General features: G+C 69.8%; 14 protein-coding genes. 5 read left to right on the top strand and 9 right to left on the bottom strand.

Translation table 11 applies throughout. The annotated features are described in order from the left end of the window. Positions 1–117: 117 nt before the first annotated feature. The 8 genes from hisG to metH all read right to left on the bottom strand — a co-directional run bounded on the left by hisG (position 118) and on the right by metH (position 11648). Entirely contained in the window at positions 118–969 is an 852-nt protein-coding gene (gene hisG, locus ACWF9G_RS17670; RefSeq protein ID WP_189023003.1) for an ATP phosphoribosyltransferase, read from the bottom strand. Between the two features lie 59 nt (positions 970–1028). After that, complete coding sequence (locus ACWF9G_RS17665; protein WP_110041330.1) at positions 1029–1292, bottom strand: phosphoribosyl-ATP diphosphatase; 264 nt, start codon at positions 1290–1292, stop codon at positions 1029–1031. Between the two features lie 216 nt (positions 1293–1508). Continuing rightward, positions 1509–3329 carry a choline/carnitine O-acyltransferase gene (locus ACWF9G_RS17660; protein ID WP_452516442.1) on the bottom strand — a complete coding sequence of 607 codons (1821 nt, stop codon included), beginning with the start codon at positions 3327–3329 and terminating at the stop codon, positions 1509–1511. A gap of 9 nt (positions 3330–3338) precedes the next feature. Further along, entirely contained in the window at positions 3339–4154 is an 816-nt protein-coding gene (locus tag ACWF9G_RS17655; protein ID WP_379307129.1) for a class I SAM-dependent methyltransferase, read from the bottom strand. 12 nt (positions 4155–4166) lie between these two features. After that, complete coding sequence (locus tag ACWF9G_RS17650) at positions 4167–5030, bottom strand: HalD/BesD family halogenase (RefSeq protein ID WP_452516440.1); 864 nt, start codon at positions 5028–5030, stop codon at positions 4167–4169. A gap of 155 nt (positions 5031–5185) precedes the next feature. Next, positions 5186–5881 carry an HAD family hydrolase gene (locus ACWF9G_RS17645; protein ID WP_452516438.1) on the bottom strand — a complete coding sequence of 232 codons (696 nt, stop codon included), beginning with the start codon at positions 5879–5881 and terminating at the stop codon, positions 5186–5188. 72 nt (positions 5882–5953) lie between these two features. After that, entirely contained in the window at positions 5954–7831 is a 1878-nt protein-coding gene (locus ACWF9G_RS17640) for a serine/threonine-protein kinase (protein ID WP_452516437.1), read from the bottom strand. Positions 7832–8051: 220 nt separating this feature from the next. After that, positions 8052–11648, bottom strand: a complete 3597-nt coding sequence (metH, locus tag ACWF9G_RS17635; RefSeq protein ID WP_379307121.1) for a methionine synthase — start codon at positions 11646–11648, stop codon at positions 8052–8054. A 138-nt stretch (positions 11649–11786) separates the two neighbouring features. Between metH and ACWF9G_RS17630 the strand changes: the two genes are divergently transcribed. Beyond that, on the top strand, positions 11787–12671 hold the full coding sequence (locus ACWF9G_RS17630) for a PAC2 family protein (RefSeq protein WP_379307119.1): 885 nt from the start codon (positions 11787–11789) through the stop codon (positions 12669–12671). A gap of 72 nt (positions 12672–12743) precedes the next feature. Then, positions 12744–15287, top strand: coding sequence for an AMP-binding protein (locus ACWF9G_RS17625; RefSeq protein ID WP_452516436.1), 2544 nt, complete (start codon positions 12744–12746; stop codon positions 15285–15287). On the opposite strand, the gene ACWF9G_RS17620 is transcribed toward ACWF9G_RS17625, so the two are convergent. Further along, positions 15189–15494 (bottom strand): hypothetical protein, encoded by a 306-nt coding sequence (locus ACWF9G_RS17620; protein ID WP_189023021.1) that lies wholly within the window; start codon positions 15492–15494, stop codon positions 15189–15191. The genes ACWF9G_RS17625 and ACWF9G_RS17620 overlap by 99 nt on opposite strands. A 335-nt stretch (positions 15495–15829) precedes the next feature. Between ACWF9G_RS17620 and ACWF9G_RS17615 the strand changes: the two genes are divergently transcribed. The 3 genes from ACWF9G_RS17615 (at position 15830) to ACWF9G_RS17605 (ending at position 19991) form a co-directional block, all read left to right on the top strand. Further along, the gene (locus tag ACWF9G_RS17615) at positions 15830–16969 is read left to right on the top strand and encodes an XRE family transcriptional regulator (RefSeq protein WP_452516434.1); all 1140 of its coding nucleotides are present in this window, start codon (positions 15830–15832) and stop codon (positions 16967–16969) included. 83 nt (positions 16970–17052) lie between these two features. Continuing rightward, positions 17053–18612: a TIGR02677 family protein gene (locus ACWF9G_RS17610; protein ID WP_452516433.1), complete on the top strand. Its 1560-nt coding sequence runs from the start codon at positions 17053–17055 to the stop codon at positions 18610–18612. After that, the gene (locus tag ACWF9G_RS17605; RefSeq protein WP_452516432.1) at positions 18609–19991 is read left to right on the top strand and encodes a DUF2398 family protein; all 1383 of its coding nucleotides are present in this window, start codon (positions 18609–18611) and stop codon (positions 19989–19991) included. The genes ACWF9G_RS17610 and ACWF9G_RS17605 overlap by 4 nt, the downstream gene beginning before the upstream one ends.

The following is a 19991-nucleotide window of genomic DNA, read 5'->3' as shown; positions in this document are numbered from 1 at the left end:
CACACACCGATTGCGCTCACCCTGAACCGATCTCGCGCGGCGCCCCCCGATCGGCCGCCTACGCGATCGGCCCGGCGAGCACATCGCGCTCGCCGGGCCGATCGGGACGAACAGGGGTCAGAACGCGCGGCAGGACCGGATGTCGGTGGCGAGGATAGCCTTGGCGCCGAGGTCGGCGAGGCGGTCCATCAGATCGTTGCCCTGCTTGCGCGGGACCAGGGCGCGCACCGCGACCCAGTCGGGGTCGGTGAGCGGGGAGACCGTGGGTGATTCCAGGCCGGGGGTGATGGCGACGGCCTCGTCGAGCAGCGACTTGGGGCAGTCGTAGTCGAGCATCAGGTACTGCTGAGCGAACACGACACCCTGGATGCGGGCGATGAGCTGATTGCGCGCCCGGTCGTTCTGGTCGGAACCGGTGCGTTCGATCAGCACACCCTCGGAATCGCACAGCGAGTCACCGAAGGCGACCAGGTTGTGCTGACGCAGGGTGCGGCCGGAGCCGACCACATCGGCGATCGCGTCGGCCACGCCGAGCTGGATCGAGATCTCGACGGCGCCGTCGAGGCGGATCACCTCGGCCTCGATGCCGAAGCGCGCGAGGTCGGCGCGGACCAGGTTCGGGTACGACGTGGCGATGCGCTTGCCCGCCAGATCCTCGACCTTCCAGTCCGCACCCGCCGGGGCGGCGTAGCGGAAGGAGGAGCGGCCGAAGCCGAGCGACAGACGCTCGCTGACCGGCGAACCGGAGTCCAGGGCAAGGTCGCGGCCGGTGATGCCGAGATCGAGCTCACCGGAGCCGACGTAGATGGCGATGTCCTTGGGCCGCAGGAAGAAGAACTCGACCTGGTTGACGGGGTCGAGAACGGTCAGCTCACGGGAGTCGGTGCGTTTGCGGTAACCGGCCTCGCTCAGGATCGAGACGGCGGATTCCGACAGCGAACCCTTGTTGGGAACTGCGACGCGCAACATGGGAATGGGGTCCTTTCGGGGAGAAGACGGGAGGAGGTGTCGACCGGACGGATCAGCCGTCACAGATGTCGGTACACGTCCTCGAGCTTCAGCCCGCGACCCACCATCATCACCTGGACCCAGTACAGCAGCTGGGAGATCTCCTCGGCGAGTGCTTCGTCGCTCTCGTGCTCGGCGGCCAGCCAGATCTCACCGGCTTCCTCGAGCACCTTCTTACCCTGGAAATGGACGCCGGCGTCCAACGCGGCCACGGTGCCGGAACCCTCGGGACGGGTCTGGGCACGCTCGGTCAGCTCGGCGAACAGGGATTCGAAGTTCTTCACGATGAGTGATTGTTTCACACCGTGTACACCGGTTTTCCCGCGCACCGTGTCCTCGGCGCGCGGGCGCGCGCGTGTTCGCGGCCCCGAAGGGCCGCCGGTCAGCGCTCGAGACTCGCGCCTGCGGCGCATGCACTTCGAGCACTGACCGGCGACCCGGCCGCGAACGGGGGCCTCCTCGAGGTCGGCCCGCTCGTGGCCGGGTGCACAGCTAGCCGGTCAGGAGGGGTCTGCCAGCAGGTCGCGCAGGTCGGCGACCGCGGTGCGCAGGTGGTCGGCGAAGGCGTACATCTGGTCGGCCACGGACTTGGGGGTGGCCAGGTAGATGTTCCAGCGGTCCGGCAGCAGCACGTAGGCGATGCCGATGCAGGTGGGGCTGGTCGAGCCGAAACCGAAGTAGCGGATGTGCACCGACGGGGCCGAGCTGGTGCTCAGGTAGTCGTCGCGCATGATCGTCCAGCCGGGGCTGTCGAACAGCGCGATCTGCTCGTCGGCGACGCCCAGTTCCGCACCGCGACGGCGCTGGATCCACTGCAGTTCCCACAGGTGCTGCTCGGGCGCCTGCCCCGCCTGGCATTCCTTGGCCCGGCCGACGTGCGCGGTCGCCGCCGTGCGGGCCGCGGCCAGCGTGGCCTCGCGATCGGCGGTGTCGTCGACCATCGCGTCCACGAACGCCACCATCTCCGGGGTCACCACGCGCATGGCCTCGGTGCGGCCGTTGCGGAACTGCCTGGTCGCGATGGACTCGTAGGTGGCGCCGGTCAGGCCCTTGCTGCGCCGGTGCGCGAGCTGGTAGGCCAGCTGGGCGAAGGCGTCGGGCGAGACGCCGAGCTTCTTGGCGTCGCCGGTGCCGAAGTCGTCGAACGAGACCAGCGCGGTCGCGGTGTCGGCGGCGAAGCGGGCGAAGTCGGCGCCCGCCGCGGCGATGTCGGCGCGCGCGGCCGAGTCGAGGACGAACTCGACCGGCTCCACCGGCGGCAGTCCCTGGGCGCGGGCGCCGCTGGTGGCGGCGTGATCCTGCGCGGTCCGCTCGAGCAGCGCGTCCACGAACGACAGCACGGTGGTGCCGTCGAGACCGCAGTGCTCGATGTTGATGCCTGCCTGGCCGTCGGCGAAGACGATGAACGACACCGACTTGTCGAAGTACCGGTTGGCGCTGTCACCGTGCAGCAGCTGATCGCAGGCGTGCAGTTCGTCGCGCGGCGCGAAATCCTCGAGGCACACCGCGAACAGCGCGGTCTCGATCGCGTCGAACGCCGCGACATTGGCCGCCTCGGTGCGCAGCGCGGCCCGGCTGGCCGCCCATTCCGCTCTGGCCTTGGTGGTCAGGTGGCCGACGGAGGTGTCCGTCGACGCGGGCCTGGTACCACCCTTGATGACCGCGCGCAGCCCGTCGGCCACGTCCTCGAACGCGTACGGCGCGCCGTCGGGTCCGATCACGTCCATCCGGAAGATGTTGCCGCGGTAGAAGACCGCGATGTGACGGGCGTCCGAGGGACCCGGCCATTCCGGGCTGTAGGGCTTGCGGACGGTGTCCTGCACCTCGCCCGGGATGCGGGTCTCGGAGAACAGGTACTCGTTCTGCCACATCGACAGCTGCTGCCCGCGCTGGGTGACCGGCGGGATCTGCTCCTGATCCAGGGCCAGCTTGTAGTCCACGGCGGCGCCGATGATCGCGGCGGCCCGCTCGGCCTGGCCCGCCACGGTCGAGGCGGCCAGCGGCGTGTCGTCGCGGAACAGGAACACGAAGTTGGCGTTCAACGCGATCCGGTCGCGGCGGCCCAGGTACCGCGAGGGCCAGAATTCGTCGAGGTAGCTGCCGACCCCCGGCGTGGCGTCGTACTCGGCGAGTGCGGCGTGCAGGGTCCGGCCCGCCCCACCGGGCCGCAGCAGTTCGGCGACTGCGGCCTCGGTGGTGGCGAGTTCTTCGGCGCCGAGCAGCGGCTGACACCACTGCAGGAACCGCGCGCAACTGTCGTCCAGTGTCGGCAGCGGTACCCGGGGCAGGCTGTCTTCGGCGGCGAACGTCGGTTGGTTCAATCCAGATCCTCAGGTCTCGGTGGGATGCGGGCGTGACACGAACAGGTTGGCGTAGAGCCAGCCTTCGGCTTCGTGGTCGGTGGTGTCGATTCCCTTGGCCGCCAGCGCTTCCAGCACCTGTGCACGTTCCTGGGCCGAGGCGAAGCGACGCTGCTGGAACATACCGGGACGCTGCTCGCTGCGATAGCCGAGCGCGGCGAGTTCTTCGGCGATGGGACCGAAATCGAACATCCGCAACACGAAATGCGCCATCCACGGTCGCCGGTGCGGATCCGCTTGGGCGACCCTGGACAGGGTTTTCTCGGTGATGTAGCCGACGCATCCGGTGGAGATCACCAGATCGGCGGAGGCGAGCACACGGCGCTGTGCCTCGGTCGGCTCGGTGGCCTCGAGGTCGGCGTGCACGTAGTCGTGCAGGAATCCGGCGGCGTGGGCGTAGGTCAGCGCCGGGCGTGCGGCGTCCATCCCGACGAAGCGTACGTCGGGCATCAGGTCGGCGCGTAACCGCTCCCGGTCCGCCGCGATCAGCCCGACCTTGTCGGTCTCGGCGTGGTCGCGATAGTGCCCGGCCAGCTCGTCGACCGTCGTGTCGGTCCGCAGCAGCGCCGCGTTCACCCCGTAGGAGCAGCCGAGGTCGAGCACCGTCGGGATCCGGTCCGGCCGCGCCGCCCGCAGCTGCCGCAACTGCTCCTGGAAGTGCGGCTTGGCCAGTTCCGGGATCCGGTAGTCCAGCTCGTTCATCCGCGCGAAGTAGGCACGCGGGTCGGGGCTTTCGTAGATGTCGTCGAAGGATGCTTTGCCTGTGGTGTGCAACGGAACGGACATGGGCGGTTCCTCTCAGTCGAGCAGTCGGTCACCTCGGACGGCGTCGGCCGCGGCGGCCACATGGTCGGGCAGGACACGGCCGAACAGCTGCCTGGTGCGTTCGACAGTGCCGATCACCCCTGGCCGGTCCGTGTAGGCGAAGATCGCCGAATGTCGTTGTCCCGCACCGGCCACCTCGGTGACCCGATGCAGCGAGAAGCGGCCTTTGAACAGCTGCAGATCGCCGGGGCGCAGTTCCAGCGCGCGGACGAACCGCTCACCCTCACCGGTGAGTACGGCACGCACGTCGTCGAGATGCTCGGCGTGCGGGTCGCGGATGTTGGGGCAGTATTCGAAGACACCGCCCGCTTCGGGACGGCGGGTCAGCATGCTGACGGTGAACTCGTTGGTGTCGAAATGCCACGGGTGCGACATGCCCGGCTCGACCACGTTCAGGCACAGACCGGCCAGCGGGTCGGCGAATTCGTGCAGTTCGTCGAGTTCGAAACAATCGGCGACGAACCGCTGGAAGACCGGATCGGTGTAGAGCCGCTGGATCAGCGCGTCGGCGGGGATACGGTCGCGGGCGACGAAGGCGTTGCCGCGATCGAGCACGATCCGGGCCGGATGGTCGGCGGGCAGGTCGGCGTCGAGCGGGATGTTGTAGGCGTTGACCCGCTCCACCTTGTAGTGGGCGTGCGGGGCGATCCGCTCCCCCTCGACCCGCAGCGTGTCCCACAGCTCCGGGCGGATGAATTCCCGCAGGACCGTGCAGCCGTCCACGGCCAGTTCCGCACGCGCGGCCGCCACCGCGGCGCGCCGGCCCGGACCACCGAGATCGGTGAGCGGATACCGTGCGATGTCGACGATTTCGTCAAGCCCCCGCGTCCCTGTCATGGGTTCAGTTTGCGGGAACTTTCGCCGACACGCCCAGTGTTTCGGCAAATCCGGACTATCCCGGGCAGATCACAGCGTCATGAAATCAACTGTGCGGCAATCGTTTTCACACATTCACAGTCGATCGCGGAATAATCACGGTAGGCTCTTTCGCCCTATCTGGCTGCGCTGCCGAAATGTTCGTCCCGCGCCGCCAGCGCGGCACGCAGATCGGCCACCGACAATCCGACCAGCGACTCCCGGAATACCCGCCCCGGCGCCTCGGGAACCGCGATTTCGCAGGGAATCACGATCAGTCCGCAACCCGCGCCCTGTGCCGCGAGTGCGCCGGTGGGCGAATCCTCGATGGCCACGCAGTAGATCGGGTCGAGTCCGAGCAGGTCGGCGGCCTTACGGTAGATGGCGGGATCGGGTTTGCCGTGCGGCACTTCGTCACCGCAGACCGAGGTGTCGAAGAAGTCGCGGCCGAGGGTGTCGAGCCCGTATTCGGTGAGCGAGCGTTTGGTGTTGGTGACCAGCGCGCAGCGCAGGCCCTCGGCGCGCACCATGGCGAGCGCGTCCTTGGCGCCGGGGCGCCACGGGATCGGGCCGAGCATCAGCTCGGTGACGCGGCGCTCGAGGAAGTCGCCCGCCTCGGCGATCACCTGCGGCGTCGCTTCGACCCCGATACCGGCGAAGAGCATGCGCAGCGCGTTCGGGCCGGAGGCGCCGATCAGCGCGTGCCGGATCTCGTCGGTCAGCTCACTGCCGTGCGCACGGGCCAGTTCGCGGACCGCGATGTCCCACAGCTTCTCCGAATCGAGCAGCGTGCCGTCCATGTCCCACAGCACCGCGGCCGGTCGCGCGCTCACCTGTTTCTCGCCTCGTTCTCGTCGGGGTCGGACCGGCGGTCACCGGGCCGCGTTCAGGGTAGCGGGTGCCCCTCAGACTCCCGAGCCGGCGATCTGCAGCGCGTTGCCGGTGCCGCTGACCTGAATCCAGCGATTCTCCGAGCTCACGGTGCCATTGGTGAGGTGGTAGGTGAGCGAGACGACCGCCCGGTTCTCCCCGTTGGGCGTGATCGAGCCGACAGTCACCGACCGCACCGTCGACCAGAACGAGGAGTACTGCCCGAAGCCACCGGTCTGCGCCTGATAGCCGGGGGCGAGCTGGGCCCAGGCCCCACCGATATTGCCGGGCAGCATGCCGTAGTACCCGGCGATGAACTGGGCCACCCGGTCCGGGGTCGGCGGGCCGAACGGCGTGGTGGTGATCGTCGTGCTGGTCGGCGACGGCGTGGAGGTGGGTTTGCCGGAGGTGCTCGTCGCCGGGGCGTTCGAGGTGGGGCCGGTGCTCGTCGACCCGTTCGGCGACGCGGTCGCGGGCGCGGACACGGTGACCGTCTCCTGCTCGGGCACGATCACGACCGTGCTCACCTTGCCGTCGACCACCGTGGTCACGGTGACCGGGTTCTGCGCCTGCCTGCCGGGATCGGCGCCCCGGTCACGGGTGACGACCAGGACGACGAGCATCACCGTGAACGCGGCGACGGCGGCGGCGAGCAGCAGGATGGCCCGGCTGTTGTTCGGCGAATCGGTGCGCGCCGGCGGATTCGGGCCGAGCGGCGGTGGGCCGGACGGTGACCCGGCACGCTCGTGGTCGCGGGCGCCGGTTCCCCGCGCGTCGGCCTGCGCCCCGCGCTGTTCGGCACCTGCCCGGTCCGCGTTCGCGCCCGCCGCCGACGGCGCGCTGTCCGAGCCCGGCGCGGACGGCCGACCCGCCGACCCGGAAACACCGGCGGCCCCACCGGTTCCCGCGGCAGCTGACCCGCCCGTGATCGCCGACCTGGCCGCCTTGGCCAGCGCCAGCCCGCTGCCGAGCAGGGCGGCCGCACCAGACTTCGCAGCGGCCCCGTCCGCGGGCGTTGCGGGCCGTGGCAGCAGCGTCGTGGCCGCCTCGGTCATCGGCAGCACCTTGGTCGCGGTGGCGGGCAGCGCGGGAACGCGCCCCGCCGCAACATCTTCCAGCGCCTTCCTGGCCTGCGCCATGGTCGGGCGGTCCTCGGCCGACGCGGTCAGCAGCCACATCAGCACCGAACCAAGCGGACCCGCGTGCTTCGGTTCCGGAACCACTCCCCTGGCGACGGCGTGCAGGACCGCGAGGGGATTGTCGCCCTCACCGAACGGCGGCGCCCCCTCGACGGCGGCGTACAGCGTCGAGCCGAGCGCGAAGATGTCGGCGGCGGGCTTCGGATCGTCACCACGGGCGATCTCGGGCGCCAGATAGGCGGGTGTGCCCGCCAGGAATCCGGTGGCGGTCACCGTGACGTCTCCGGTGGCGTGCGAGATGCCGAAGTCGGTGAGTTTCACGGTGCCGTCGTCACCGACGAGCAGATTGGCCGGCTTCACGTCCCGGTGCATGATCCCGGCGTCGTGCGCCGCCGACAGCGCCGCGGCGGCTTGGGCGCCGATTCCGGCTACCTCGATCGGCGGCAGCGTCGCGCCACCGGCCAGCTTCACGGCCAGGCTCGGCGCGTTCATGTATTCCATGACCAGCCACGGCTGGCCGTCTTCCTCGGCGACGTCGAAGACGGTGATGGCGTTGGGGTGGTGCAGCCGCGCGGCGATGCGGCCTTCGCGCATGGCGCGCAGCTTCGCTTCCAGCGCTTGCGATCCGGTGAGCCCCGGCGCGAGCAGCAGCTGCTTCACCGCGACGGTGCGGCGCAGCCGGACGTCGGTGGCGCGCCACACGACCCCCATCGCCCCGGTGCCGATCGGGTCGGTGAGTCGATAGCGTCCCGCGATCAACCGATCCGATGTCATAACGTGTGCCCCTCCTGCAATACCGCCGAGTCGTCCAGCCCTCCGCGCCACAGCGGGATGAAACTTTCGAAAATCCTACGTGCTGAAATGCTTTGCTCTGGTCTCCGGTTGCCCCGGTCCATGGACTCCCGGCCGCTTCGTGACCAGACTCACAACCGGCACAACGACTTCGGACCGGCCCCGCGGGGACCGGTCCGATCAACCGTCGCCTGCCAGTGTCTCAGGCGTTGAAGTATTTCGCCTCCGGATGCAGCAGTACGAACGCGTCGGTCGACTGTTCCGGGTGCAGCTGCAACTCTTCCGACAGCGTCACCCCGACCCGGCCCGCCTCGAGCAGGTCGACCAGCTTGGCCCGGTCTTCGAGCTCAGGGCAGGCGCCGTAGCCGAAGGAGTACCGCGCGCCGCGGTAGCCGAGCTTGAAGTAATCCTGGATATCGGCCGGATCGTCGTCGGCGACCGACTGGCCGTCCAGGGTCAGTTCCTCGCGCACCCGGCGGTGCCAGTACTCGGCCAGCGCCTCGGTGAGCTGCACGCCGATACCGTGCACCTCGAGGTAGTCGCGGTAGTTGTCGGCCGCGAACAGCGCGTTGGCGAAGTCGGCGATCGGCTGACCCATCGTCACCAGCTGGAACGGCAGCACGTCGACCTGGCCGGTCTCGCGGGCCTGCTCACGCGAGCGGATGAAGTCGGCGATGCACAGGAACCGGTCGCGCTGCTGACGCGGGAAGGTGAACCGGTACCGTTCCGGCGCATCGGCGTCCGGCTCGGTGAGCACGATGACGTCGTCGCCCTCCGACACCGCGGGGAAGTACCCGTACACCACGGCGGCGTGCTGCAGCACGCCCTCGGTGGCGAGCCGATCGAGCCAGGCCCGCAGCCGCGGACGGCCCTCGGTCTCCACCAGTTCCTCGTAGGAGGGCCCGTCGCCGCTGCGCTGACCACGCAAACCCCACTGCCCCAGGAACAGCGCCCGCTCGTCGAGCAGACCCGAATACTCCTGCAGCGGCAGGCCTTTCACCACACGGGTGCCCCAGAACGGCGGGGTCGGCACCGGCAGATCGGCGGCGACGTCGGACCGTTCGGGCACCTCGATCGGCACCTCGGCGGCCTTGCGCTCGGCGGCGATCCGCTTGGACCGCTCGTGGCGGGCCTTGCGCTCGGCGGCCTTCTCCTTGGCGGCGAGCGCCTCCGGGCTGTCGGGATCGAGACCGCCGCCGCGCTTGACGGTCATGATCTCGTCCATCAGCCGCAGGCCCTCGAACGCGTCGCGGGCGTAATGCACGTCGCCCTCGTAGACGGCGGTGAGGTCGTTCTCCACGTAGGCGCGGGTCAGCGCGGCGCCACCGAGCAGCACCGGGAACTGTTCGGCGACACCCTTGGCGTTGAGTTCCTCGAGGTTCTCCTTCATCACCACGGTCGACTTCACCAGCAGCCCGGACATGCCGATCACGTCGGCCTTCTTGTCCTGGGCGGCGTCGAGGATGGTGGCGATCGGCTGCTTGATGCCGAGGTTGACCACCTCGTAGCCGTTGTTGGACAGGATGATGTCGACCAGGTTCTTGCCGATGTCGTGCACGTCGCCCTTCACGGTGGCGAGCACGATCCGGCCCTTGCCGGAGTCGTCGGTGGCCTCCATGTGCGGTTCCAGGTGCGCCACAGCGGTTTTCATCACCTCGGCCGACTGCAGCACGAACGGCAGCTGCATCTGGCCCGAGCCGAACAGCTCACCGACGGTCTTCATACCCGACAGCAGCGTCTCGTTGATGATCTGCAGCGGCGGCACCGTCTGCATCGCCTCGTCCAGGTCGACGTCGAGGCCGTTGCGCTCACCGTCGACGATGCGCCGCTCGAGCCGCTCGAACAGCGGCAGCGCGGCCAGTTCCTCGGCGCGCGAGGCCTTCGACGACGCGGTCGAGACACCCTCGAACAGCGCCATCAGCTTCTGCAGCGGGTCGTAGTCCTCGGTGCGGCGGTCGTAGATCAGATCCAGCGCGACCTGGCGCTGCTCGTCGGGAATCCGGCTCATCGGCAGGATCTTCGACGCGTGCACGATCGCCGAATCCAGTCCGGCTTCGACACATTCGTGCATGAACACCGAGTTCAGCACCTGCCGGGCTGCGGGGTTGAGGCCGAAGGAGATGTTGGACAGACCGAGGGTGGTCTGCACATCCGGGTGCTTGCGCTTGAGCTCACGGATGGCCTTGATGGTCTCCTCGCCGTCTTTGCGCGACTCCTCCTGGCCGGTGCCGAGGGTGAAGGTCAGCGTGTCGACGATGATGTCGGACTCCAGCAGACCCCAGTTGGTCGTGATGTCTTCGATCAGGCGCTCGGCGATCGCGACCTTGGCCTCGGCGGTGCGCGCCTGGCCCTCCTCGTCGATGGTCAGCGCGACCACGGCGGCACCGTGCTCGGACACCAGCCGCATGATCTGCTGGAACCGCGAATCCGGGCCCGCGCCGTCCTCGTAGTTCACCGAGTTCACCGCGCAGCGGCCGCCCAGGTGCTGCAGACCGGCCTGCAGCACCGGCGGTTCGGTGGAGTCGAGCATGATCGGCAGGGTCGAGGACGTCGCCAGGCGCGAGGCCAGCTCGTTCATGTCCTTGGCGCCGTCGCGGCCGACGTAGTCGACACACAGGTCGAGCATGTGCGCGCCGTCGCGGGTCTGGTCCTTGGCGATCTCGAGGCAGCGCTGCCAGTCCTCGGCCAGCATGGCGTCACGGAATGCCTTGGAGCCGTTGGCATTCGTGCGCTCACCGATCATCAGGATCGAGGCGTCCTGCTCGAACGGGACCGCGGTGTACATGCTCGACACGGACGGCTCGTGCTCGGGCGTGCGCCGCGCCTCGATCGGGGGCAGCGTGGTCTCGACCGCGCGCACCGCCTCGGCGACCTGACGGATGTGCTCCGGGGTGGTGCCACAGCAGCCGCCGACCATCGCGAGGCCGAACTCGGAGACGAAGCCGCTCATCGCGACCGCGAGCTCCTCCGGGGTCAGCGGGTACTCCGCGCCGTTCGCGCCGAGCACCGGCAGGCCCGCGTTCGGCATCACCGACACCGGGATCTGCGCGTGCCGCGACAGGTGCCGCAGGTGCTCGCTCATCTCGTCGGGACCGGTCGCGCAGTTCAGGCCGATCATGTCGATGCCGAGCGGTTCCAGCGCGGTCAGCGCCGCGCCGATCTCGCTGCCGACCAGCATGGTGCCGGTGGTCTCCACGGTGACGTGGGTGATGATCGGGATCCGGCGGCCCGCGGCGATCATGGCCCGCCTGCTGCCGGTGATGGCGGCCTTGACCTGCAGCAGGTCCTGGCAGGTCTCGATCAGGATGGCGTCGGCGCCGCCGTCGAGCATGCCGAGGGCGGCCTCGGTGTAGGCGTCACGCAGCGAGACGAACGGCGCGTGCCCCAGCGTCGGCAGCTTGGTGCCGGGGCCCATCGAGCCGAGGACGTAGCGCGGGGTGCCGTCGGCGGACGGCCCCATCTCGTCGGCGACCTCACGCGCGATCCGGGTGCCGCGCTCGGACAGGTCGCGGATTCGGTCCTGGATGTCGTAATCGGCCAGGTTGGGCAGGTTGCAGCCGAAGGTGTTGGTCTCCACCGCATCCGCGCCCGCCGCGAAGTAGGCGCGGTGGATGTCGGCGAGGACATCCGGGCGGGTGTCGTTGAGGATCTCGTTGCATCCTTCGAGGCCGCGAAAATCGTCGAGCGTGAGATCCGCGGCCTGCAACATCGTGCCCATCGCACCGTCGCCGATGACGACACGCCGTCGCAGCGTGTCGAGGAGCGTGGTATCGAACCCGGTGGGCAAGGACGCAGACATGAGTCAAGACTAATGGGCGGCTCCGACGCACAAGACCACTGCGGGTGAATCGAGTGGCGCCGGACACAGCTCGAACGGGAAACACGCAACAGCGCCGGTCACCGCAAAACAATTCGCCGAAGACACTAGGCTGACCGGGTGGATGCCAGTGAAACCCCCGAGACGGAACTGCCGACGTTGCGCAATCCCGTGCTGGTCGCGGCCTTCGAGGGCTGGAACGACGCCGGTGACGCCGCCAGTGGCGCGGTCGAACATCTGGAGTTGATCTGGGACGCGGAGCCGCTCGCCGAACTCGATTCCGAGGACTACTACGACTACCAGGTGAACCGCCCGACGGTGCGTCAGGTGGACGGGGTGACCAGGGAGATCCAATGGCCGTCGACCATGTTGTCGGTGTGCTCGCCCCCCGGTAGCGACCGCGACGTCGTGCTGCTGCGCGGGATCGAACCCAATATGCGGTGGCGCAGCTTCTGCAACGATCTGCTCGAGTTCATCGAGCAACTGGGCGTGGAGACCGTCGTCATCCTCGGCGCGTTGCTGGCCGACACGCCGCACACGCGGCCCGTTCCGGTGACCGGTTCGGCGTACAGCCCGGAGGCGGCCGAGCGGTTCAGCCTGGAACAGACCCGGTACGAGGGCCCGACCGGGATCACCGGGGTGCTGCAGGACCAGTGCGTCAAGGCCGGGGTGCCCGCGGTGTCGTTCTGGGCGGCGGTGCCGCATTATGTCTCGCAGCCGCCGAACCCGAAGGCCACGATCGCGCTGCTGCACCGGGTCGAGGACGTCCTCGACATCGAGGTTCCGCTCGGTGAGCTGCCGACACAGGCCGAGGAGTGGGAGGCGGCGGTCAACGAGATGACCGTCGGCGACGAGGAGATCAACGAGTACGTGCGCTCGCTCGAGGAGCGCGGCGACGCGGCGCTCGACCTCAACGAGACCATGTCGAAGATCGACGGTGACGCCATCGCGGCGGAGTTCGAGAAGTACCTGCGCCGGCGCGGCCCGGGCAGTTTCGGCCTCTGACCTTCATTCACCAGGGGTTCGCCACGCCGGAACCTCCCGGCTGCCTGCGGCAGGCCGCCTAGACTTCTTCGGGTGCCGAACCATCCGATCGTCGCTCACCTCCGGGGATTCGACGACCGGATCGCGGTGCTGCACCGGCTCCCGGCTGCGCCCGCCGAAACCCTGCACCGGGTGACCTATGCCCAGCTGGCCGACCGTGTCGCGGCGTTCGCGGCGCGGCTCGGCCCTGCGCGGCGGCTGGTCGCGCTGGCCGCGGGCAACGACATCGACTCGCTCGTCGCCTACCTCGGCGCGCTCGACGCGGGGTGCGTGGTGCTGCTGACCGGCGAGTTCTCCGGTGAACTCGCCGCGACCTACGATCCGGACGTCGTCGTCGACCACGGCCGGATCGTCACCGAGCGCGCGAGCTCGGCGCACCGGCTGCATCCGGAGCTGGCACTGTTGCTGAGCACGTCCGGGTCGACCGGGTCGCCGAAGCTGGTGCGGCTCTCGGCCCGCAACCTGCTCGCCAATGCCGAGGCCATCGCCCGCTACCTCGAGATCGGGCAGCGTGATCGCGCGGCGACCACGCTGCCGCTGTTCTACTGCTACGGGCTCTCGGTGGTGCACAGTCATCTGCTGCGCGGCGCGAGCCTGCTGCTCACCGACCGGTCGGTGAGCGACCCCGAGTTCTGGGACGAGTTCCGCGCGCACCGGGCGACCTCGTTCGCCGCGGTCCCGTACACGGTGGAGCTGCTGGACCGGATCGGTTTCGCGGACATGTCCCTGCCCGATCTCCGGTATGCCACCCAGGCGGGCGGCAGGCTCGAACCGGACAGGGTGCGCGCCTACGCGCGGCTCGGCGCGGCGGCGGGCTGGCGGTTCTTCGTGATGTACGGGCAGACCGAGGCCACGGCCCGGATGGCCTATCTGCCACCGGAACTGGCGGTGGATCATCCCGACTGCATCGGAATTCCGGTGCCCAATGGGCATTTCACGCTCGAGCCCGTCGACGACGGCTTCGCCGACGAACTCGTCTACCACGGCCCCAACGTCATGCTCGGCTACGCGCGCCGCCCCGCCGACCTGGCGCTGGGGCGCACCGTGGACGCCCTGCGCACCGGCGACCTGGCGCGACGCACGGCCGACGGCCTGTTCCAGGTCGTCGGCAGGCGCAGCCGCTTCGCGAAGCTGTTCGGCCTGCGCATCGACCTCGGCCGGATCGAATCCGAGCTCGCCGCAGCCGGTTTCGGCGCGGCCTGCGCCGAGGACGGCGCGCGGTTGATCGTGGCGGTGAGCGGCACCGGCCGTGGTGATCCCGCCGCGCTCATCGCCCGGGTGTCCGGGCTGCCCGCCGCGGCGATCGCGGTGGTGCCCGTCGGCGAGCTGCCGCGCCTGGCCAACGGCAAGATCGACTACCCGGCTGTGCGGGCGACGGCCCCGGAACCGACCGCGACGGGCGAGGATGTCCGGTCGATCTACGCCGACGCGCTGGCGATCCCCGCCGAGCGGATCTCGCCGCAGCAGAGTTTCGTGGAGCTGGGCGGCAATTCGCTCAGCTACGTCACCACGGCCGCCCGGCTCGAACGGGTGATCGGCCGGTTGCCCGCCGACTGGCCGCAGCAGCCGATCGATCGACTCGAGCGGACACCGCGCTCGCGCACCGGCTTCGGCCGGGCTCTGGACACGTCAACGGCCTTGCGCGCGATCGGCATGGTCCTCGTCCTCGGCTCGCATATCCAGCTGTTCGAAGTGTGGGGCGCGGCGCACGTGCTGCTCGCGGTGGCCGGCTACAACTTCGCCCGCTTCGCGGTGAGTTCGGCGCCTGCCGCACAGCGGCTGCGCCACACCGGGCGGGCGGTGGCGATGATCGCGGTGCCGACGGCACTGTGGGTGCTGCTCACCATGATCGTCCAGCCCGGCTATTACAGCTGGCAGAATGTGTTGCTGCTCAACAAGGTCCTCGGCCCGCGTAACGACACGGCGGGACATCTGTGGTTCCTGGAGGTGCTGGTCTACTGCACGGTGGCCGCGGCGCTGCTGCTGCGGATCCCCCGGATCGACCGGTGGGAGCGGCGCGCGCCGTTCTGGTTCGCCCTCGCGCTGCTCGGTCTCGCCCTGGTGCTGCGCTGGCAATCGTTCGGGCTCTACCCCGAGCGGGAAATCCCGTTGTCACCGCTGGCCTGTTGGTACTTCGTTCTCGGCTGGGCCGGAGCGAAGGCGACGGCAGTCTGGCAGCGGCTGATCGTCAGCGCCGTGCTGCTGGCAAGTGTGCCCGGGTATTTCGGCGTCACCGATCGGGAACGCCTTGTCATGGCGGGCATTCTCGTGCTCGTCTGGTTGCCCGCGCTGCGCGTGCCCGCCGTCTTCGCCGTGGTGGCGGTGACAGTGGCCGACAGCTCCTTGTTCGCGTACCTGCTGCACTGGCAGGTGTACCCGATGTTCGGCGACCAGCGACTGCTCGCACTGTTCGCCTGTCTCGCGGCCGGAGCCGTCGCTACCGGGATGGTGGTTCGGAGTCGGCGGATGTGGCCACGGCTAGCGCTCCAGGGTCAGAACCTGGGCGGCCGCTTCGTGCGCCAGCTTCGCGATCAGCATGTCGCGCGGGATCGTCTGGCCGGCAAGGTGATCGAGTGACGGCACCACCACATGGTGGGCGTCGGCCCGCTTCAATTCCTGGGTGAGCTCGGCGAACGCCGCACCGTCACCCGCGGTCGATTCATGGAATGTCGCGGCGAAACACATCCCCGCAGTGCGCGCCAGGCTGCGTAGCGCGTCCTCCAATTGGTCGCTCTGGCCGTCGGCCAGGTCGTCCCGCAAGTATCCATAGATCAACGCTTCCACCCGAACCTCCGTTGGATAGGGATCGCTGTTCTGTTGTCGGATCCCCCCGCGCCACGCCGTACGTCGCGCGGGGGTACTGCGTTGCCCTGCAAGCTCTCCTGCACAGCGGGTGTCCGGTCTCTGCGGGCCGAGCACCTGCTTACAGCATGCGTATTCGCGGCCCGCCGCAGCAGATGTCAAGCCGATGACATCTACATGCCCTATTCGGGACGCCGAACGTTAACTGGTGGGATACTACCGCCGTGACCGCAACTGATGATCGACCCGTCTGGGCTGTCCGGATGCGCTCGGAACGTGACGCGAGGGGGTGGTCGCAAGCCGATGCCGTCCGCGCGATGCGTGCCAAGTCCTCCCACAACCTGCCGACGGACAGTACTCTGCTGCGCAACTGGCGGCGCTGGGAATCCGGGGAATCGCGACCCGACGAGTTCTACGCGCCGATCATCGCGGCCGCGTTCGACACCGTCACCGCCGCGTTCTTCCCCAAGTCCCGGCCCAACCGCGATGACGAGCTGTTATCGGCGACAGGCATGGACACCTTGGAGTTCATCGGCAGGCTCCGGATGTCCGACGTCAACAGCGCGACCCTGGACGCGGTGCGGATCACCGCCGAACGGCTGTGCTGCGAGTACGCCTACGCCGACCCGCACGAGCTGCACGCCGAGGGCACCGCGTGGCTGCGCCGGATCACCTCGCTGCTCGACGGCAGGCTCACCCTGAACCAGCATCGGGAAATCCTCGTGCTGGCAGGCTGGGTGGCGTTGCTGGTCGGTTGCGTCGACTACGACCTCGGGCAGCGGGCGGGCGCCGAGGCGACCCGCCGGGCAGCGGATTCGCTCGGGCGGGAGGCGGGCAATGTCGAGATCTCCGCGTGGGCCGCCGAGATGTCGGCCTGGTTCGCGCTGACCGAGGGCAACTTCCGGGGCGCGATCGACGTCTCGGAGAAGGCGATGCCGGGCACCACGTCGATGAGTGTCGGGGTGCAGCTGGCCGCTCAGCGCGCCAAGGGCTGGGCCCGGCTCGGCGACCGCCGCGCCGTGCAGACCGCGCTCGACGAGGGCAGGGCCATCCTGTCGCGGATGGGTCATCCGGCCGGTCTGGACAACCACTTCGTCATCGACGCGACGAAGTTCGACTTCTACGCCATGGACTGCTGCCGCGTCGCCGGTCAGGACCGGCTGGCCGAACGCTACGCCCACCAGGTGATCAGCGATTCGACCCGGCCCGACGGGTCGATCCGCAATCCGATGCGGGTGTCGGAGGCGCGGCTGACGCTGGCCGTTGTCGCCGTGCGCGACCGCGATCTCGAACGCGCGATCGAGGAGGGCATGTCGGCCTTCACCGCGGGCCGGCGCTCGTTGCCGTCGCTGGCGTGGATCGCGGGCGAGGCGGCCAGGGAGATCATCGAACGCTACCCAGGAGATCCGCGCACGCGGTCGTTCCTCGGGCAGCTGCGCTCGCTCAACGTCGGGTGAACCGTGAATACCAGACGCGGGAGGCGCGCCGATCCGGGACGGGTCCCCATGACCTCCCGGCGGCCACCACTAACCTGTCTCCGGTGACCGACCTCGCCGACGGCCTGCCCAGCGCCGTACCCGCCCTGTGGGACGAGCGTCTGCGGTTGTTCTCGTTCGCGACCGCCGAGAAGCGCGCCGATTACCTGCGGGTGCTGCGCGCTTTCGACAGCGCCCGCGCCGCGTACGTGGTGTTGTTGCACGCCGACGACGTCGCGGAGTGGATCGCCAGGGCCGAGACGGGCGTGCACGCGGGGCCCGCGGGCGTGCCGTTGCCCGCCGTCGAGATCGGCCCGCTGCTCGAGCAGCTGCATCGCTGGGGCGTGCTGGAGCGCAGCTACGACGGCACCAGGGCGGCCACCCTCGCCGAGTACCGCAACCGGCACTACGTCTACCAGTTCGCCCAGGCCGGTTTCCAGGCGTACCGGGCGGTGGCAGGGGTGCTGACGGCGAGGATGGACGACGCGTCGCTGTCGCGCCTGGTGCTGCCCGAGCTGCTCACCGATCTGCGCACCCTGGCCACCGCCAACCGCGACGGCGACGCCGAGCGCGTCTACACGACGCTGCGCAGGCTCGACGCGACCCTGACCGACATGGCGGCGCGGGCCGCGCATTTCTACCTGTCGCTGGGCGATCTGGTGCGCACCACCGAGATCACCCCGGAATCCTTTCTCGCGCACAAGGATGCGCTGCTGGCGCACATGCGCGAGTTCAGCATGGACCTGGCGCGTTTCGCGCCCCGGCTGGCGGCCGCGATCGGTGAGGTCGAGGACACCGGGGTCGAGCAGCTCATCGGGCGCGCGGCGAGCTGCGACGAGCGGGTGTTGCTGAGCCCGGCCGAGCGGGAAGCGGACTGGCGGTCGCGCTGGGACGGCCTGCGCACCTGGTTCGTCAGCGCGGGCAGCGGCGAGGCGAACGAGTCGTGCGAGGCCGACCGGCTGCGGGAGGCGACGATGAGTGCGATCGCCGCGGTGCTGTCGCTGTTGCGCCGGGTCACCGAGACCCGCCGCGGCGGGGTCAGCCGGGAATCGGCGCTGCGGCATCTGGCCGCCTGGTTCGTCGACACCCCGACAGCGGGCAGTGCGCACGCGCTCTACGACGCGGTGTTCGGCCTGGGCAGACCGCGCCACCTGGCGCTGGAGCATCCCGATGCGGAGGTGATTCCCGCGGGCCGATCCTGGTGGGAAGCACCACCGTTGGAAATCTCGCGGACTCTCGCCGAGACGGGCCGCGCACCGACCGCGGGCGCGCCGGCCCGGATCGCGCGCAACGACGCGGGCATCCGCAGACTGCGCGAGGCCCAGCTGGCCGCGCAGCGCGAGCGCGCGGCGGCCGCGGCATCGCTGGCCACCGGCGCCGTGCACGAGCGGGTGCTCGACCAGCGCGAGACCGAGGTCCTGCTGCGACTGCTCGACGCGGCATCGACGGCGTGGGTGCCGGTCAGCGGGAAGGTCGACGGCACAACGGGTTCCGACAACGGCGTCACGCTGACGGTCCGCCCCTGTGACGGGTCGACGATCATCCGCACCGCGGCGGGCCTGCTGCATCTGAACAATCGCCGCCTCGAGGTCACCGCGACGACGCGACGGGGGACGCCACGATGAGACAGCAACGCCGCATCGACGCCCTCGCCCTGGACAGCTACCAGCGCGCCGCCCGGGTGATGCTCGCCAACCACCTGGTCACCCGGGTCTATCCCGACCGGATCGCGCTGCCGTTGATCCGGCGCTGGGCCACCGAGCTGCGCGAGGACCTCGCCGAACTGTTCGGCTACCGCCTGGAAGTCACCGAGACCACGGCCCGGCTCTACCCCGTGCACGACCGGCTCGACGACACCGTGCCCGCGCGCAGCGTCAACGATCGCGTCTTCGATCGCCGTCGCTACGCCTACCTCGCCCTGGCACTGGCCGCGCTCGGCCGGGCGGGCGACCAGATCACCCTGTCCGAATTGGCCGAGCACGTGGCCGACTACGCGAGCCGGATCGATGGCCTCGAGTTGTCCACCGACCGCGCCGCCGACCGGGACGCCTTCGTCGACGCGGTCGGCTGGCTGGGTACCCGGGGCGCGCTGACACTGGCCGACGGGGACGCGGGCGGCTGGGCCAGCGATCCCGAGGCGGGCGAGGCGCTCTACGACATCGACCGGCCGGTGGTCTTCGCGCTGTTCCGGCCGCCGCGCGCGCTGCAGCACCTGCACAGCGTGCGCGGTCTGCTCGCCGACGACACCGAGCAGGCGCCCGCCGAGCAGGCCCGCCGGGTACGCCGCGCCCTGGTGGAGCGGCCGGTCGTGTACCTGGCGGACCTCCCGCCCGCCGACCGTGCCCTGCTCGGCCAGGACCGCCTGGTGGGTGAGGTCGAGTACTGCACGGGTCTGCGCGCCGAGCGCCGCGCCGAAGGGGTCGCGCTCATCGACACCTCGGGCAGGTTGTCCGACACCCGCTTCCCCGGCACCGGCACCCTCGCGCAGGTGGCGCTGCTGCTCATCGGCGAGATCGCCGACGTGGTCCTCGACATCGACAATCCGGTGCCACACCGCCCCGCTGCCGCCGACGAGGACGCACTGCTCGACCTGCTCGACGCGGCCATCCCCGAGGCAGGCGTGTTCGCCCCGCTCGCCGAGGATGCCGAAACCCTCGACACCGCAGCGGATTCCCGCGCCGAAGACCTCGGTGACACCGGGCCGGTCACCTACCCGTTCCTCGAGGACACCTGGGTGCGCGGCACCGTCACCGCGCTCACCGACCGCTACGGCGCGACCTTCGCCGCGCAATGGCAGGCCGACGTCGGCGGGCTCACCACCGAGGTGATCGCCCTGCTCACCAGATTGCGGCTGATCCGGCCGGTCGAGGGCGGGCTGCTCGTGCTGCCCGCGCTGGCCAGATACCGCGGCGCGGTGGTCACCGTGCGGGTCCGGCAAGCCGAGGAATTGTTCGTCACCGCCGCCGGCACCGACGGCAGCAGTACCGGAACGGGAGGGAACTGA

Source organism: Nocardia sp. NPDC055029, assembly GCF_053608525.1.
The sequence above is the reverse complement of the archived record's forward strand: the minus strand, read 5'-3'. Positions and strand labels throughout refer to the sequence as shown.

Excerpts from the sequence above, each read along its gene's own strand:
- hisG (WP_189023003.1), bottom strand. The coding sequence starts at position 969 with ATGTTGCGCGTCGCAGTTCCCAACAAGGGTTCGCTGTCGGAATCCGCC.
- ACWF9G_RS17655 (WP_379307129.1), bottom strand. The coding sequence starts at position 4,154 with ATGTCCGTTCCGTTGCACACCACAGGCAAAGCATCCTTCGACGACATC.
- ACWF9G_RS17650 (WP_452516440.1), bottom strand. The coding sequence starts at position 5,030 with ATGACAGGGACGCGGGGGCTTGACGAAATCGTCGACATCGCACGGTAT.
- ACWF9G_RS17640 (WP_452516437.1), bottom strand. The coding sequence starts at position 7,831 with ATGACATCGGATCGGTTGATCGCGGGACGCTATCGACTCACCGACCCG.
- metH (WP_379307121.1), bottom strand. The coding sequence starts at position 11,648 with ATGTCTGCGTCCTTGCCCACCGGGTTCGATACCACGCTCCTCGACACG.
- ACWF9G_RS17615 (WP_452516434.1), top strand. The coding sequence starts at position 15,830 with ATGCGTGCCAAGTCCTCCCACAACCTGCCGACGGACAGTACTCTGCTG.
- ACWF9G_RS17605 (WP_452516432.1), top strand. The coding sequence starts at position 18,609 with ATGAGACAGCAACGCCGCATCGACGCCCTCGCCCTGGACAGCTACCAG.